Raw genomic sequence first — 16,655 nt, 5'->3', positions numbered from 1 at the left:
ATGCCAGTTCAACAAGTTCTTACCGACCAACGCGTGCCGGTCAAGATTTGGACCGACGATGTCGACGACCGATCGAAGGAGCAGCTGGCCAACATAGCCGAGCTGCCCTTTGTGCATCACCACGTCGCGGCGATGCCTGACGTGCACCTCGGAATCGGCGCCACCATCGGCTCCGTGATAGCCACGCACAAGGCCATTATTCCGGCGGCTGTCGGTGTGGACATCGGCTGCGGCATGGTTGCCGCTCGCTTGTCGATCACAGGCAACGATCTGGACGAAAAAGCCCTGAAGAAGGTTTTCGACCAAATCACCCGGGATGTGCCGGTGGGGCGTGGTCAACACGCCGATGACCGTGTACTGGTGGATGCTGCGCGGCCTTTCGAGCCAGGCTTGAAAGCGCTCACCGACCGTCACCCCCAACTCCTGAAGGCCTTCGGCAAGTTCTCAAAGTGGACTAACCAGATGGGTACCCTCGGTGGGGGGAATCACTTCATCGAGGTTTGCCTCGATGAGTCGGATCAGGTGTGGGTGATGTTGCACTCGGGCAGCCGAGGTATCGGCAATGCGATTGCCGACTACTTCATCCAGTTGGCTCGCAAGGATATGGAGCGCTGGATGATCCAGTTGCCTGACCGTGACCTTGCCTATTTCCCGGAGGGTACCGGGCACTTCAATGACTACGTGGAGGCGGTGCACTGGGCCCAGGAGTACGCGATGGCCAACCGCCAAGCCATGTTGGATCTGGTGCTTAATGCGCTGGCGCGGCACCTACCGCCATTCACTGTGACCACCGATGCGGTGAACTGCCATCACAACTACGTGGCTAAGGAGCACCATTACGGCGCTGATGTCTGGGTGACGCGCAAGGGCGCCATCCGCGCCCGCGCGGGCGATCTGGGCATTGTGCCGGGCAGCATGGGCGCACGCAGTTACATCGTTCGTGGCAAGGGAAACGCTGAGAGTTTCTGCTCCAGCGCGCACGGTGCCGGTCGTCGTATGAGTCGGACGGCGGCTGAAAAGCACTTCACCGAGGCTGACCTTGAGGCGCAGACCGCAGGCGTGATCTGCCGCAAAGACAAGGGCGTACTCGATGAGATTCCAGGGGCCTACAAGGACATTGATCAGGTCATGGCAAACCAGCGCGACCTGACCGAAATCCTTCACACCCTCAAGCAGGTCGTCTGCGTGAAGGGCTGAACCACGGCCATTGCACTCGAATTTATCGACTTTGTCGTGCCGATCGACCTCATCGGACAGAAGTATCCGAGCGCCCGATCGGGGGGCATGTTTGGTTCGATGAACATCTGCTGCGCAATGGAGCTATGAATCCGGCCGATATCGAATCACTCGTCGAGGAGTGGACGTCGCTCGGATCTTTTGGGGTCTGCAGGCGAAATAAGCGAAGTCAGCGAATTTGCAGTCCTAACAGTCACTTGCGTATGACCCGATGGCTGCAAGGTCAGCGGAAAAATCCCCTGACGCATTAAGCTTTTGCCAAGCCATAAATCCGAAGCGGCGCCCCAGGTAATCCGTCTTTCCGATCGACAGTCTGCACGGCGATTTTGGGTGGCGTGCTGGCCAGCAGCGTCTCAAGGCTCGCATCGATCATTTGCTTGGACACCTTTCCCCGAAAGCATTCGGAGTTGATCTGACTGCGCGTGGCTTGACCGCGTTCGCGCAGGAAGGTCAGAACCCGTGCCGACAGTTCCAGCGCCTGTGCCAGTCTTGCCTCATCCGTTGCGCTGACAAACACATAGCGGACCGACGCGGTGGCGAAGTGCATCCACGCCATGGCCGCATCGATGTGGTGCACGTCGATGCGGGTTTGCAAGTCCGTCAACGCAAACAGCATAGCCAAGCGCAGCAGCATGGGCGCGCGCCGCTCCAGCATCGAGTTGACGATCTCACTTCCCTGGTCCTCGTTGAGTGCAGTCCGGTACAACTGGGCGTATCGCCACTGCGCCTGTGCGGACAGTTCCATTCGCAAGTGGTCACGGCGATCTGGCTGGTCGGCTTCTGCGAATCTGAGGATTTCCAGTAGCCTGCGGGTCAATGTATCCACGACGGTCTGTGGTGTCGGCTTCGGGAAGGGCAGTATTTGTGATCGCTCAGCCCAGACCATCAGGAACCGATTGGCAAACCCATTGGTCAGTTCGCGAGCAGTCAGCATGCCCGTCAGCTCAGACGGCGAAATGGCGCCGCTAAGGCACACGTGGGGATGGCTGGCGTACATGCGGTTGGTCTTGGTGGCCGGCTTCAGGCTGACCCCGTCCCAGCAATCGCGCAGGGCAGCAGACAGTGTGTTGCCCTCACGGCGCCCCTGGTGCAGCACATTTGCGAACTCCGACTCGATCACCCACAGTCGTTTGTCATCAATGGCCGGGATATCCAGTTTGCCTTGTTGGTAGCCATCGTGCATCAACGCCACAAGACCTTCGCGGCTGGAAAGGCCCCCTCTGTGAACCTGGGGCGCCAGCCCATCGTCCAGGTCACGCAAGGCCTGGTCGATCCGCAAGACCAACTGCACCGCATCGCCCTTGCGGCCACGGCCGGACCGGCCAATGTGCAGGCAAAAAAGCCGAGGGTGATGCCATGTGTTGCCGATCGGTAAGTAGACCCCTCGGCCTATCGCGCAGGACAGGTAGGCCATGAAATTAGCCGCAATGGCGTAGGGATTGGTTTCCGTGCCTTCACCGCCCGCACAAGCAACCTCGCCAACCAGACCGTAAAGGCAAGACCGGTGGGGGTGAGGGGCGTTTCGATGCACTCCAGCGTCTGGCACGCTGGGTGTTTGCTCGTCAGCAGACTGGCCCTGCGCGAGATCTGCCCGGTCCCATGGGTGTATGTCTGACCCCGGCATCCACTACTTGTCCAGGGACGTGGCTTGGACGATCCCAGAAAACTCCCGCAGGATGTCCGGGTTGTTCTGCGACAAGAACCGGATCACGGCTTCGTTGTCCAGGAGTTTCGTCAGGTAACCCCTGGCCAGCACCAGGTTGAGGACGTCCTGCCCATAGGACTGTTCGACCAGCTTGAACTGGCTTTCCAGGTTGGCCATTTCACGCTCCATCTTCGCCATTTGATCGGGGGTCACCCCCTTGACCTTCTTCGCGCCGCCTTCTTTGGCCAGCATGTTGGGGGGCGTGGCCGCCAGCAGGGCTTGGGCGTAGGACACAGTGATGTTGTTGGTGGCCACCATCAGTTCGACGCACTCGACCTGGCGCGTTGGCTTGAGTTTTCGGAGCACTGGGCTCAAGTTGGCCGAGAAGTGCTTGTCCCGCAGCAGTTGGACGGCTTCGGTGCAGATGCCGTCCAGCAAGTTGATCTTTTTCGTGATGTGCTCCAGGTCCAGCTCCAGCGATTTCGCCAGACGTTCTGGCGTCACGCCCCGGTCGACGGCGCGCCGGATCATGAAGTGCTCCTGGATGGTCGACAGCCGGTTGATCCGGTTGTTGTAGGTGTAGCTTTCGTCGTCCTTGGCGATCAGGCATGGCGCGTCGGTGAATCCGAGTTCCTGCAAAGCGAACATCCGGATGTGCCCATCGAGCAGCAGGTGCATACCGGTCGCCTTATCAGCCTTTGCGATCGTGAGCGGCTCGATGAGGCCGACGGCATCGATGGACGAGATGATCTGTTTGAACTTGCGCGAGCTCATGAGCCCGTCGGGCGCCTTGCGGGAGGGCAGTAACTTGTCAAAGGCCACCGTGATCGGATCCGGGATGAACCCCAGCTTGCTTTGGGTCATACGGCGCTTCCTGCCGGCCAGACGCGCTCGGCGATGTACTTCGGTAGGCTGTCCAGGCCCTCGGCACGCAAGAGGTTCGTGAAATTCTCATTCGCCATGAGTTGACGCATGGCCTCGGCGACGAAAAGCAGGCGCTGCTGGGCGAATTCCGCCTTTTTGACCATCAGCTTTTGCCGTTCGACCTCGTGTTGGTAGGTTCGGATCAGGCTGGAGGAGGTCACATCCGGCACCTTGCGCGGCGCCCCTCTGGCAATTGTCCGCCCCAGTGAACGGCGCTTTTCGATGACCTTGCGCGCCTGGATCAGGTGGTTGCCGCGCAACTGGCCGTTTTCATACGCCTCTTGCAGGGCAGCCTGGATGTCCTTGTCGTTGCTGCCTGCCCCGGCGATAGACAGGGCGGCATTGAGCGGAATACGACCGCTCTCCACCGCGATCAGCAGTCGCTCCTCTCCGTTCTTGAGCAACTGCAGGATGCCATGGATGTAGTCCTGCCCCAGTCCCGTTTTCAGGGCAATGGCTTTTTTGTCGTAACCCTGGTCGCGCAACTGTTCGATGCCCGCCAGCAACTCCAGCGTCCTCCCCTGGCGACGGGCGATGTTTTCTGCGAGGCTCATGATGAAGCCCTCTTCGTCGCTGACGTTGACGACCATAGCCGGGATGGTGGTCTCGCCCAGGGACTTGAATGCCTTGAGTCGGCCTTCGCCGCAGATCAGCAGGAATTTCTCCTGGCCATCGGCGTCCTTGCGCGGAGTGACCGTGATCGGCTTTTTCAAGCCAATTTTTTTGATGTTGCCGACGATGTCATCGAAGATCCGGCTGTTTCGCTCGCGCGGGTTGAGGATCTCGATCTTTTCGATCGGAATCATCTGAAGGTTGCTGGACGGGTGTTCCTTGCTCATGCGGCCCTCCTGACGCGGGTGCGTTCTGCCATGCCGTGGAGATAGTCCAGGCTGTCAAAGCGGTAGCTCTCAAACTCGATGCCGTTGTGTTCGGCCAGGCTGATGCGTGGCAGGCCGAAGTCCAGGCGCGGGAGCAGGTAATAGTCCAGTGGGGCTTGATTGGGTTGGTCCAGGCGCACGGCCACAGTGATGTCCGGTGCCAAGCTCGTGTCAAAGCGAACTTTCCAGCGCAGCCGACCGTTGTCGTGGGTTTGGCACCGGGCCAAGACGACCGAGATGCTGAACTCCCGGTTCACCGTCAACAGGTCGGTGGCCGGGTCGCGAACCACCGTGCCGCCCAGTTGTGCGATGGTCCGTTCGGTTTGTCCGATGATCTCTGGGTGCAGCTTGCGCAGGAACTGGTTGACCTCCAGGAACTGATAGTCCCGGTCGGGGGTGAAGCCCACCGCCTCATAGGCCCGGATCAGGCTGCCGAAGCGGTGGATGTAAGCGGCGGCCGACGGCATCCCTTCGGCTTCATCGATGATCAGACCCGACAAAAAGCCACGCTGTTGGTACAGGTTGCGCAGCTTGTCGATCAACTCCTCGCTGCTGAACCGGTGTGCTCTGGCCCGAATGATTCCTTGGGCCATGTAGAACACCTCCGGCGGAACGATGGCTTCGAAGGCGCCTTCCTTCTTGATCCACATGTCCGGCTGGTTCGTGATCCGGTGCTTTTTGAGCTTGAAGGAGATCCGGTTGTAGACGTTGTTGCCGATGTACTTCTCATTGGTCAGTACCTCGCGCACCGTGGATCGGGTCCAGTCGCGGTTCAGGTCGGTTCGAATCCCCTGGCCATTGAGCCGGGCGGCGATTTCCGACTCTGGTAAGCCGTCATCGTTGAACCACCTGTAAATTTGGTTGACGGTCTGCACCTCCGTGTCGGGGCCCGGCATCAGGATCACCCGATCCGTCTGCAGGCTTTTATGCTCCCCGCGCGTCAGCTCGCCTTTGACGGAACCGCTTTGGTCGATCAGGACCCGCCGCAGGCCGTAACCGGCCGGACCGCCTTGGCGGTACCCCAGTTCGATCAGCCGGCACTGACCGGCGAACACCTTGGCTGATAACTCGCGGCTGTACTCGCCCGCCATGGCCCGCTTGACGCCCTTGACGATGGTGGACACCGGCGAGCCATCGTTTTCGAACTGCTCGGCCACGTAGGTGACGTGAATGCCGGCACGGCGACAGATGTACTCGTAGTAGGCGCTTTCGTCAGCGTCCTGGAACCGACCCCAGCGGCTGACGTCGTATACCAGCACCATCTGGAAGTCGGTGGCGCCGGACTCCACGTCCTTGATCAGTTGCTGCAGTGCCAGCCGCCCGCCGATGTTCAGTCCACTTTTACCTTCGTCGGCATAGGTTCGCACGATGTCGATTCCACGCTGCGCGGCGTACTCACGGATCTTGTCGGCCTGGTTTTCCGTCGAGTATTGTTGGTGTTCGGTCGACATTCGGACGTACTCAGCGGCCCGGAAGAGGGCAGGCTGGTCCAGTGTTTCTGGTTTGACTTCTTCTGATGGCATATGACCCAATCGCACAAAGCTGTGTTGGTGCTCTCGGGTCTGCCTTCCACTTCATCGATCGTTGTGGCGCCAGCGTTGGCTGGCGTCGATGTACCGTTGAGGCGGTTGCCATGCAGGTGCTCGGGAGCTCATTTGCAGGCAACGTTAGTGCCCGGCATGTGAGATAACCATCACGTCCTCTCTTTGCACGCGTCCTCTTTGCAGCGGCATTCCGAGCACGCCGGGGTGATTTCCGCGATCCAGACGTCACTCTTTGCAGACGGGTCCTGCCGGAACTTGATCCAGTACAGGCCGGAGAGTGGGGTATCGGTTGCCACCGTGGTCGTCGACGACTGCGGCGAGTTGTTCTTGGCCGACTGGTTCCTGTACGTCCGCCAGTAATCGGGATTACGATCCAGCCAGGCTCGCTGACTGCGTGACTGGTTGTCGCGGTAGTCGGGATCAGACTGCCTCTTTTCGCGGTTCCAGCGCAGACGTCGTTCACGTTGACAGGCTGGTGCTGAACAGAAGGCCTGATCGCGGACCTGGGGACGGGTTGTGAACGGTTGGCCGCAGCAGGCGCAGATCTTGGTGGGCATCGAGTGTCTCCATACGCAAATTGGTATGGGACTCGCTGAGCAAATTCGTCCATGTGCCAAGCTCCCTTGAGTGTTGTGCTAAAATCCACACAACATTTCGAGTTGGGCCGACGCCCACGCCAACCTGCCCTCCCGGGCAAGGTGGATCGCGAAAGCGAATGTGGCTCATATATGGGCAACTAAACGGGAAGCGTCGGCCCTCCAAAATTGGAGGGCTTTTTTGTTGCCAGATTCAGTCATTCCCCCTGCCACCATCCAGGCCTATCTGGAAACGCACTACTTTGTACGTGGCGACCATCCATTTGTCTTACGTATCGGGCAAGTAAGTCACGAGGTACTGGCCCTATACAAGCGCCTTCGTTTCGATTGCGCAGCCTTCATCACCGGCTGTAACCCTTTCAGTCATGAAGTAGGCGAACTTGAAAACCAGCAGCGCCAAAGTGCGCTAGCCGCAGAACTGTCCCGCCGCAGCGTGACCTTCATCGAAGGTATTGGCCAACACCCATCAAACAATTGGCCAGGTGAGGAAAGTTTTCTGGTCCTGGGGATGGATCTCGAGGCGGCCAAGAAGCTCGGCGATCACTTCGAGCAAAACGCAATTGTTTGGAGTGGGCCTGACGGTGTCCCACAACTTGTCGTCCTGAGATAAAGCACGGTTTGGTCTGTCCGTCAACGTATCCAGACTGGGGGGATTTGGCCCAAATTGCCGCCCCCGACAGATCGTCAAAGCGGCTAAAGAGGAGTGATTTATGTCTATTCGCAATGGCCTTTTTTCGTCGGAGTCTGTCTCTGAAGGACACCCCGATAAGTTGGCTGACCGCATTTCCGATGCGGTACTTGATGAGTTTTTGCGCCATGAGCCATCGGCCCGCGTCGCGTGCGAGACCTTGCTTGCTGATCAGTGCGTCGTGGTCGCAGGAGAGTTCAAGACCCGCAGTCCAGACACGTTCCGAGCAGTACGCGAGCGTGCAGTAACGATTGTTTCTGATGTTCTTCGCGATGCCGGCTATCGCGAGAGTGCCACTGGAATCGATCCCGATCGCTGCGAGATTCAAATTCGGTTCAACGGGCAGTCGGCGGACATCAACCAGGGGGTTGACCGCCAGGACGGCGTGATTGGCGCTGGGGACCAAGGCCTGATGTTTGGGTACGCCTGCGACGATACGCCCGAACTGATGCCGGCTCCAATCGTGTTTGCCCACAGGCTCGTGCGTCGCCAAGCTGAGTTGCGGCGCAGCGGCGTACTCCCGTGGCTAGGGCCGGACGCCAAGTCTCAGGTGACATTTCGGTACGAAGAAGGTCGCCCAGTTGCCGTTGAGGCGGTCGTGCTCTCAACGCAACATGATGTCGGCATTGAAACCGAGGCGCTTCGTGCGGCCGTCAGCCGCGACATCATTGATGCCGTGATTCCTGCCAATCTGCGGGCGTCGAGCTATCGCGAGCTGATCAATCCAACAGGGCGCTTCGTGATCGGAGGCCCAAAGGGTGATACTGGACTCACAGGGCGCAAAATCATCGTCGACACCTATGGGGGAGCAGCGCCACACGGCGGCGGGGCGTTTTCTGGCAAGGATCCCTCTAAGGTGGATCGGTCGGCGGCTTATATGGCGCGCTTCTTGGCCAAGCAGGTGGTGGCGCGAGGCTGGTCGAATCGGGCGCTTGTCCAGCTTGCGTACGCCATTGGCGTTGCAGAGCCCGTGAGCTTTCTCGTCCAAGCTGAAGGCGTGAGCACTGCGCGTAGTGCCGAGATCGTCGATGCACTGCGCCTTGAGTTTGATCTCACCCCTGCCGGGATCATTCAGTGCATGGATCTTCAGCGGCCGATCTACTATCCGACTGCCGCCTATGGTCACTTTGGTCGGGATGATCTTGATGTGCCCTGGGAGAGTGTTCGTGACGTCGCGCTTGTTCGCGCTGCTAATGAATCAGTCCCCGTCTGATCTGCGGATCAGCGCATGTGAAGATTCCGACCCAATCGGCCAAATTTCAGGCTACGCCTATTTGTGTTCGATTGGAAAAATAGTCACTGACGATGCGCAGATTTTGACTGCGAATTTCCGAAGGGTGTGAATAAATATGTTGGGTGCAATCGCAGGTGACATCATTGGGTCGGTGTACGAGAAGCGAAATATAAAACGAAAAGATTTTTCGCCATTGTTCCATCCTCAAGCTCGTATCACCGACGACACAGTTTGCATTGTCGCGGTAGCAGATAGCCTTGTTCAAGAGGTGCCTCCAGCCTTGTCATTGCAAAAATGGTGTCGGAAGTATGAGCATGTTGGAGGTTGGGGACAGCGCTTTGCACTATGGTTCATGGATGATGAACCACGCGCTTACGGTTCTTGGGGTAACGGTGGCGCTATGCGGGTTTCACCTGCTGCTTTATTGGCACGCGATTTCGACGAAGCAGTGAATCTTGCAGCGTTGGTCACGTCAGTCACACATGATCATCCTGAGGGTATGCGTGGAGCGCAGGCGGTGGCAGTGGCGATCTGGCGTGCGCTGCAAGATGAGCCTGCTCATCTGATCCGAGCCGAGCTGTCAACCCGCTATGGTTACGACTTGTCTCCTACCGTCGATGAGATTCGACCTTCCTACCGGCACTCAGAGGCGGCACAGCACTCAGTGCCACAGGCACTGATTTGCGCACTGGAAGCCTCTTCATATGAGGATGCAATCCGAAATGCCATCTCTATTGGTGGGGACAGTGACACCATCGCAGCTATCGCTGGTTCGGTCGCTGAAGCGCGCTTCGGACTCCCAGCTGCAATAGCGGAGCAGGCATGGAACTTTTTAGACCAAGACATGCGGGCGGTGTTGACCCGCCTGTATCTGGCGCATGCTGCCATCGGTCCAACGTCATTAAGGCTGCCTCAAAATTGTAATCCGCATGACAACGTCGGAGCCATGTCAGTGAGAATAGTCAATTAGCCTTGCCAGATCTGACATCCCTTGTCTCAAGCTTCAAGTGAAAGGTCTTCGTGTGAAAAATAGAATGCTGTCGAAAAGCGAATTGCTTTCATTTGGCTTGAAACCCGGATGGATAGAGGCGGTCTTTGACGCTCCGGACGAGGTGGGGCCGTCTGGACATTGGTTGAATAAGTCGGGAGAACCTTTGTATGACATTGCGCGTGTAAAAGTGGCATGCGCTAGAGCGGGTGTTGATTTTTCTGATCTCTCTGCTCTGGATGTTGAAGGCTGGGTTGCGAACGATCGTCCTACATCCAAACCCCTTCTTACTTTTGATTTTCACGCCTTGGCTGATTTTGTGGTGCCGGGGATTGCTAAGAATCTCCGATCGCTGCGTATTTCTCATCCTGTTTTGGGTCGTGAGAATGGATCAAAAGAAATGGAGTATCAACTTATCGACTCAGCCTTGAGGGCAATGATTAAAGCTTGCTTCCAAGTTGATTTGACTGATGGGGAGATCAATAATTATCTTTCTGGTATTGTGGGCGAAGGACCGAAAAACCTAGGCTTGTCGCAGGTCGACGAAATCGTAGTTCGTAAGGCCAAGCGTCGAAGTTATGTCTCCAAAACCACGAGCTTGAGTTCAGTAAAAAGATTTTTATACGCGATGGCTATGATTCAGGCCGGGGCTATCCGTAGTCCTTCTGAGGTCATTGTTGATTTAAGATATTTTTTGTCCACATGTCCTCGTATTCGCCTTGATTCGACCGCGATTCGCATTGCTGGACGTGGCGCTGTTTTTTCGAGCGAGATTTGTGAGCGACTTGCGAGCAAGCTTGTGGAGAAGAGGCATCATCTTTTTCATGGGGAACTTTCTGATGCTCCAGTTCGAAATGAGTCGTGGGATGAGTATGTTATTTATCAAGGCAAGAATTCCTGGATGCTTCTTATCGAGGCTACTGATTTCTCGGGCCTGTCGAGTTCTCCGCCCTCAACTGAGGTAATGACCACCCAGGAACTCGTTGAATGGGTGATTGACCGCGATGATGAAGATAAAGATCAGGCGGACTCTGATGAGGTCGAGAAATCACACGGGACGCGTTTCGAGAGCTTGACTGAGATCGCAAAGGATGTTGGCTCTGATGAGTGTGCTGAATTGCTGAGTAAGTGGTTGAATCGGGATAAGGCAATATTTGGTAAGCCGCGCTACATCAAAATAGAAAGTGTGATTGGCGTTGTTAGGCGGCCAATTTGGATAAGAATTTATCACTCGGTGTATGAAGTAATGACCAACTTTGGTCCTGCCTATTTGTACCCACCTAGTGTTGATGGAACTGCAAAGTTGGTCTTTAAGTCTGAGGCGTCAACTTCAATGGGCCGTGAGATTCAGGTCTCGCCTGACTTGCGATCAGTCTTGGACTCCTACTCTCAGGAATTTGAAAAATTGAAGGGTTGAATTTAGTGAGATTCACTATGCCTCTGTCATAGGGCGTGCTCGCCCACCGAAGGCGCCCGACAGGTTTGATCATCGCAGGGGCGGGTCTGTGCAGAATGCCACCGCTAAGGCTTGCGTTGTAGGAGTTGTGGACGCGGGTTCGATTGCGTAAGACGGAATCGAACTGACGATGGTTCTGGCGGCTGGCGCATCGTCTTGATCGTGGCTGTTCGCTATTCGACGATGCGAATATTTCCTGCGACCGCTACGTACGCAATGAGCATCAGTTGTCCGAAACGGGGTATAACCTAAGATGCTGGAAGGAGATCGAATATGGATAGGCGCTTCGGAAACATCCCGCAACCTAACCCTCACGCGGCATCTGAGATTGCTGATGCTGCACGCCATGTTGAGAGTTTGCTGCAAGGTAACAACCACGAGCACGATCTTTTAACAGACTCTGATCGGTTCCCTCTCCCAGGGGTTGATATTCCAAATATTGGCGAAGCCGAAGAGGTACTCGAAGAAGTCGATACCCCAGTGGAGCCCGTCCATGAGAGATCAGACGATGAAACTTATGACGGGGCAGTTGGGGGCGTCGTTGATTGTGGCATCGAATATTTGGCTTTTTACAAATCTTTCCGAGACGTGACAAGGGCGCCAGCGCCGGGGCGGTGGGGCATCTTCTTCATTAGGAAGCGCTGTTTTGCGTTGGCTACCGACATGAGCTTCAGCACTGGGGAGTCTTTCTCTCAATGCCTTGATGTATTGGCGGCGTTTTTGTACTCGCATGAGCTGTATCACTATCGGTTCGACGCTCACTGCCTCCAGATGGAGGCATCCGGTGGGCAGCCGGTCTACAGACCATATCGACGACTGGTCGCTAGTAGACCAATCAATGAATGGCATGAGGAGTCGGTAGCAAACTTCTACGCCCTCAAATCACTGCAGCAGAGCAAAAACATCGCGTACCCTGCATCGATCTGTGATTACCTTTGGGACTTGGTCTGGCACAGTCCGGGCGCTTACGCTGGAGGCGTCGACAAGCGCCAGTCGCAAAGAAAAGATCAAATGGCGAAGCAGGCGACAGCGGCGTTTGGTAACAATGGTCCCTCCGTTTGGCACGGACTGCTCGAATCTGTCGTTCGTATGGGAACCAATCTCTCAATACCGCGTGAACCCACGATCAGTGGACACCTACATTTGAACAACTGTCCTGTTTACTGGATTGATTGGGTTAAAGGCGGTCAGAGCGTACTGGTACCCCAGGCCGTATCTTGTGCAGAAATTGGTGGTGATTTCATTAAGCGATATCTATCAGGAGTGTTGGATCATAAGAGCGATCACAGCTACTACCGTATTGACAATGGCGAAAGGATTAAGTTGCCTAATCCGCATAAAACGGATTTGAAAAATAATGAGTTCTATAACATCATCGGTAAGGCAGGTATGACGAGCCGTAAGTTTCATGACGAGCGTGCCCGAACTTCTGTATGGAAAAAAGGTGTACCTCGTATGCCCGTGCTGCCTCCCCGCATTGGGCCGCACGACAAATCGCGTTAAACAGTAGTGAGCCGTTTGCTCCTGGCCTTGGTAGAAGTCGAAGTTGCAAGGCACGACTCCTCGAACTCCTCGATGTCGACCTGCCGGTAGAGGACCCGGCCGCAGAGCTTCAGAAACCTGGGGCCGATTCCCACGCTGCGCCAGCGTTCAAGGGTTGCCTCGCTGATGTTCCAGCGGGCGGCTAGCTGGCGTTGATTGAAGTGCACGATTTCCATCTTGGTCTCCTTCCGAATGAGTTGGCGGGAGTCCATGAAGGCGCTGTTGCGAGTGATAGCCAAGGCTCAGCGTGGCTTCAAACCGTCGGCCAGTTGCGGGAGTGGAAGGTGGCGATTTGACGGACGCGGGTTCAATTCCGCAAATTGCAATCGAACCTGGCCCGACGTCAGCAAAGTTGAGGGCGTCGCAGTTGCCGACCGGTTGCCGGTGAAAATCGCAAAACTGCCCCAAATTCCCTTGGCAAGCCTTGTTTTTCACTGGAATCCGCAGCAATCCGCAACTTGCCGAGACCCCGGTTTCGCGCTCATTCAACGCGGTTTGGGACCGGCTATCATCCCACCACCATATCAACGTCCAAGGGCGTCCATCTTAATCCGATGGACGCCCTTTTTCTTTGAAAAATCAACGACTTGCGTCTTTGTTTGTCCAAGTTTATCTTGCTCCATCCACTTGAATCATGGGGTACAGGTGGGGGTGTAAGTTCAGGTAAACCGTAAAATAGACGATCCGTACCCCCATCTGATGCTCCGTACCCCTATGTTGACTGACGTTCAGTGTCGTAACGCCGTATGCCCTCCAGAACGAAAGCAAGCTCGGTTTGCTGATGCGGGTGGGCTGTACTTGCAAGTCAGCCCCAGCGGTTCTAAACGCTGGTTTTTGAAGTACCGCGTCGGTGGCAAAGAGAAGCAACTCGCTCTTGGGAGCTACCCTGACGTGACGTTGGCATCCGCTAGGCTTGCCCGCGATGCTGCAAAACAACAAAAGGCTTCAGGTGTTGATCCGATCCAGGCGCGAAAGCTTGAAAAGTTGAAGGGTATTCGTCCCGAAGGTGACACCTTTAAGGCTGTTGCTCAGGAGTGGTACGGCAAGCAAGTCGGTCGTTGGAGCCCGATGCACGCTCATCGAGTCATGCAGCAGTTTGAACGGGACTTGTTCCCCTGGCTTGGCGAGCGTCCCATGCCTGGCATCGAACCGATGGAGCTGCTTGCTGTGCTGCAAAAAATTGAGGCACGTGGGGCGGTTGAGACAGCGGATCGAGCCTTGATGCTTGCACGGCAAGTCTGGGAGTACTGGTTGCCAACGGCCACCAACACGCAACGGAACATCACGGAAGGCTTGAAGAAGCGCCTCATGCCTTACCGTGGCACTCACTTCCCTGCAATCGTGGAGCCTGAAAGGTTTGGCGAGTTGTTGAGAGCCATGTACGCCTACAAAGGTGGGTTGATTGTTCGGACTGCATTGCTCCTGGCACCAATCTTGTATCAGCGTCCTGGCAACTTGCGCATGATGGAGTGGTCCGAGGTTGACATGGACAACGCTCGCTGGACCATCCCCAGTGCCAAGATGAAGCGACTAAAACAGGAAAAAGAGAACGGCGACGATCACGTTGTTCCGCTTCCGACACAGGCTCTAGCCCTGCTGCGTGATATCCATCCACTTACTGGACATGGACAGTACGTCTTTCCCGGTCAACGTGATCATGATCGTCCCATGTCGGACAACTCGGTGCGTAGTGCTTTGTACAGCTTGGGTTTTGGTAAAGAGCAAAGTTGGCACGGTTTTCGGGCTAGTGCCCGCACCATGCTCGTTGACCAACTGGACCTTGACCCTTTGGCCATCGAGGCGAATCTCGCACACTCGGTAAAAGACGCAAACGGTCGAAGCTACAACCGTACTCAGTATCTTGCTCAGCGGTTCACGCAAATCCAGCAATGGGCTGACTACCTCGACAGGTTGCGAACTGGCGCAACAGTTGTTCCGATGCATCAGCGAGTTGCTTGAACAGGCCGAAGGTGTCGGCAGCTTGCAAATTCTTGCGGACTGTTGATCCGTTTAGGTCGAAGTTACTGTGGTACGTGGATGGGTGTAAACTGGTACTAGCCCAAGTGATTGATTTCACTTGGGTTTTTTGCTTTCTGACCAACTTCAGTCACACTACAGGACACACTTTTGTTATTGCTGCCCCGGTAGTCTGATTGGCAGTACCGCTTGATGCTCTCGCAGCACTATGATGACGTTCATCCTAGAACGAGTTGGAGTGTCGGCATGGCCAACCCCTCAGACGATATCGAAAAGGCACTACAAGCCGCTGTAGACGCCTTGACACCGGTCACCTCGAATGGTGCGACTGACCTACCCGAGGTCTCCATGGAAGCCATCATGAAGTTGGCAGCAGTGGTTGATGCTCTCGAAGAGCTGGAGTATCAGCAGCTACTTGCTCGTCATGAGTTGGGTGAGGGCAGGCTGCTTCACTAAGCTAGTTCAACGGCAAAGAGTCCCACCCAAACAAGTAGTGTCAATAGAAAACGGAATTCACACACCTGAGAAGACGAATGCTTTACTGCATCACCACGCCAGCAGTCTCTATAAATGTTTCAAAATGCTCGATAGGCAAGGGGCGACTCAAGAGGTAGCCTTGGTAAGCCCTACATCCAATCGATGCCAAAAACTCTCTCTGCGGTTCGGTTTCAACTCCTTCAGCCATGACATCGATGCCCATACTGCCAGCGAGGACCACGACCATTCTCGCTATAGCGGCATCATTTGCGTCGGCAAGCACGTCCCTCACGAAACCCTGATCGATCTTCAGTTCGTCCAGCGGCATCCGTTTGAGGTAGGCCAGAGACGAGTAACCGGTACCAAAGTCATCCAGCGAGAAGCGGATGCCACTGGACTTGAGTACGACCATCTTTTCAATGATCTCCTCTACATGTAGGGCAAGCATGCTCTCGGTCAGCTCAAGCTTGAGCTGCCGAGGATTCGCCCCGGTCCGCTCCAAAATTTCCAGTAGTTGCTGTGCAAAGTCAACCTGGTAGAACTGTCGCGCGCTGACATTAACAGCTATCGTCAAACGTTGGAAACCCGGCTTCATGGACCAGTTGGCCAGCTGAGCGCAAGCGGTTTCGATGACCCATCTGCCCAGTTGAAGAATCTGACCTGTCTCTTCTGCACGTGGAATGAACTGTCCCGGAGGAATCGTCCCTCTGGTGGGATGGTGCCAGCGAAGAAGCGCTTCTGCTCCAGACAGTTTTCCGTCAGAGCCCATCTGAGGTTGGTAGTTCAGCCTGAACTGACCCTCGGCCAATCCTTCACGCATATCGCGCTCCATCATGGCATGTTGGTCCACGATGGTCTGCATTTCGGGGTCAAAGAAACGCATGGTATTCCGGCCCAACGCCTTGGATCGGTACATTGCCAAGTCGGCTTGCTTGAGCAGTTCATCCGCACTGCAAGTCCCACCGCTGAATAGTGTGATGCCGATGCTTGGCGTGCAATAGTGCTGGTGTCCAGCCAAAACATAGGGCTCTGAGAGTAAGCGGAGGACCTTGGCTGCCAGTGTTTCAGCGCGGTCCGCAGCGACAGAGGCATTTGGGCTTTGGCCTTCCAGAACCATAACAAATTCATCACCACCAAAGCGGGAGACCGTGTCGCCCGCACGCACGCAGCCACTGAGTCGCTGTGCAACTTGTCGAAGCAGCAGGTCGCCGATATCGTGGCCCCTGGTGTCGTTGAGTGTTTTGAAGTTGTCCAAGTCGATGAACACGATGGCGCAGCCATGACCATTACGCCGCGCGGTCAACATCGCATGGTTGAGCCGGTCGTGCAGTAGCCGACGATTGGGTAATCCGGTTAACGAGTCGTAGTAGGCCAACCGGTGAATCTGTTGCGTATTCCACGCCATGGCGGACACGATTCCATGCTGATGGCGGACAGTGTTCCAGCGTGATGGCGGACACCGTTCCACGC

The 16,655-nt window shown here is 56.0% G+C and carries 15 protein-coding genes and 1 riboswitch; of the genes, 8 read left to right on the top strand and 7 right to left on the bottom strand.

What is annotated here, in order from left to right; translation table 11 throughout:
• Positions 1 to 1,197 carry an RtcB family protein gene (locus tag ACFQU0_RS01865; protein WP_382198309.1) on the top strand — a complete coding sequence of 399 codons (1,197 nt, stop codon included), beginning with the start codon at positions 1 to 3 and terminating at the stop codon, positions 1,195 to 1,197.
• Between the two features lie 286 nt (positions 1,198 to 1,483).
• Here the strand turns inward: ACFQU0_RS01865 and ACFQU0_RS01860 are convergent, their stop codons facing one another.
• The 5 genes from ACFQU0_RS01860 to ACFQU0_RS01840 form a co-directional block, all read right to left on the bottom strand.
• Positions 1,484 to 2,650: a YfjI family protein gene (locus ACFQU0_RS01860; RefSeq protein ID WP_382198307.1), complete on the bottom strand. Its 1,167-nt coding sequence runs from the start codon at positions 2,648 to 2,650 to the stop codon at positions 1,484 to 1,486.
• A 213-nt stretch (positions 2,651 to 2,863) separates the two neighbouring features.
• Positions 2,864 to 3,745 carry a plasmid partitioning protein RepB C-terminal domain-containing protein gene (locus ACFQU0_RS01855; protein ID WP_382198305.1) on the bottom strand — a complete coding sequence of 294 codons (882 nt, stop codon included), beginning with the start codon at positions 3,743 to 3,745 and terminating at the stop codon, positions 2,864 to 2,866.
• Entirely contained in the window at positions 3,742 to 4,644 is a 903-nt protein-coding gene (locus tag ACFQU0_RS01850) for a plasmid partitioning protein RepB C-terminal domain-containing protein (protein ID WP_382198303.1), read from the bottom strand. Before ACFQU0_RS01850 ends, ACFQU0_RS01855 begins: the two co-directional genes overlap by 4 nt.
• Positions 4,641 to 6,206: a recombinase family protein gene (locus tag ACFQU0_RS01845; RefSeq protein ID WP_382198301.1), complete on the bottom strand. Its 1,566-nt coding sequence runs from the start codon at positions 6,204 to 6,206 to the stop codon at positions 4,641 to 4,643. The genes ACFQU0_RS01850 and ACFQU0_RS01845 overlap by 4 nt, the downstream gene beginning before the upstream one ends.
• Positions 6,207 to 6,376: 170 nt before the next feature.
• The gene (locus ACFQU0_RS01840; protein ID WP_382198299.1) at positions 6,377 to 6,784 is read right to left on the bottom strand and encodes a hypothetical protein; all 408 of its coding nucleotides are present in this window, start codon (positions 6,782 to 6,784) and stop codon (positions 6,377 to 6,379) included.
• 87 nt (positions 6,785 to 6,871) lie between these two features.
• Positions 6,872 to 6,977, top strand: a riboswitch (SAM-I-IV-variant riboswitch).
• Between the two features lie 27 nt (positions 6,978 to 7,004).
• Between ACFQU0_RS01840 and ACFQU0_RS01835 the strand changes: the two genes are divergently transcribed.
• The 5 genes from ACFQU0_RS01835 (at position 7,005) to ACFQU0_RS01815 (ending at position 12,692) form a co-directional block, all read left to right on the top strand.
• Positions 7,005 to 7,433, top strand: coding sequence for a DUF3293 domain-containing protein (locus tag ACFQU0_RS01835; RefSeq protein WP_382198297.1), 429 nt, complete (start codon positions 7,005 to 7,007; stop codon positions 7,431 to 7,433).
• A gap of 100 nt (positions 7,434 to 7,533) precedes the next feature.
• Complete coding sequence (gene metK, locus ACFQU0_RS01830; protein ID WP_382198295.1) at positions 7,534 to 8,724, top strand: methionine adenosyltransferase; 1,191 nt, start codon at positions 7,534 to 7,536, stop codon at positions 8,722 to 8,724.
• A gap of 136 nt (positions 8,725 to 8,860) precedes the next feature.
• Complete coding sequence (locus tag ACFQU0_RS01825) at positions 8,861 to 9,715, top strand: ADP-ribosylglycohydrolase family protein (protein ID WP_382198293.1); 855 nt, start codon at positions 8,861 to 8,863, stop codon at positions 9,713 to 9,715.
• A 64-nt stretch (positions 9,716 to 9,779) separates the two neighbouring features.
• Positions 9,780 to 11,150, top strand: coding sequence for a hypothetical protein (locus tag ACFQU0_RS01820; protein WP_382198291.1), 1,371 nt, complete (start codon positions 9,780 to 9,782; stop codon positions 11,148 to 11,150).
• 312 nt (positions 11,151 to 11,462) lie between these two features.
• The gene (locus ACFQU0_RS01815) at positions 11,463 to 12,692 is read left to right on the top strand and encodes a hypothetical protein (protein WP_382198289.1); all 1,230 of its coding nucleotides are present in this window, start codon (positions 11,463 to 11,465) and stop codon (positions 12,690 to 12,692) included.
• Here ACFQU0_RS01815 and ACFQU0_RS01810 read toward each other — a convergent pair.
• Positions 12,689 to 12,907 carry a DNA-binding protein gene (locus tag ACFQU0_RS01810; protein WP_382198287.1) on the bottom strand — a complete coding sequence of 73 codons (219 nt, stop codon included), beginning with the start codon at positions 12,905 to 12,907 and terminating at the stop codon, positions 12,689 to 12,691. The two genes, ACFQU0_RS01815 and ACFQU0_RS01810, sit on opposite strands and share 4 nt — an antisense overlap.
• A 523-nt stretch (positions 12,908 to 13,430) precedes the next feature.
• On the opposite strand from ACFQU0_RS01810, the gene ACFQU0_RS01805 reads away from it, so the two are divergent.
• Both ACFQU0_RS01805 and ACFQU0_RS01800 read left to right on the top strand, forming a co-directional pair.
• Positions 13,431 to 14,690: a tyrosine-type recombinase/integrase gene (locus tag ACFQU0_RS01805; protein ID WP_382198285.1), complete on the top strand. Its 1,260-nt coding sequence runs from the start codon at positions 13,431 to 13,433 to the stop codon at positions 14,688 to 14,690.
• 264 nt (positions 14,691 to 14,954) lie between these two features.
• A complete protein-coding gene (locus ACFQU0_RS01800; protein WP_382198284.1) occupies positions 14,955 to 15,164 on the top strand; it encodes a hypothetical protein in 210 nt (69 codons plus the stop codon).
• 82 nt (positions 15,165 to 15,246) lie between these two features.
• On the opposite strand, the gene ACFQU0_RS01795 is transcribed toward ACFQU0_RS01800, so the two are convergent.
• Positions 15,247 to 16,655 (bottom strand): putative bifunctional diguanylate cyclase/phosphodiesterase (locus tag ACFQU0_RS01795; protein WP_382198283.1); only part of this gene is annotated, 1,409 nt, incomplete at its 5' end.

Origin of the sequence: Hydrogenophaga defluvii, assembly GCF_042665235.1 — a bacterium.
In the GTDB taxonomy this organism is placed as follows: domain Bacteria; phylum Pseudomonadota; class Gammaproteobacteria; order Burkholderiales; family Burkholderiaceae_C; genus Hydrogenophaga; species Hydrogenophaga defluvii_A.
The sequence above is the reverse complement of the archived record's forward strand: the minus strand, read 5'-3'. Positions and strand labels throughout refer to the sequence as shown.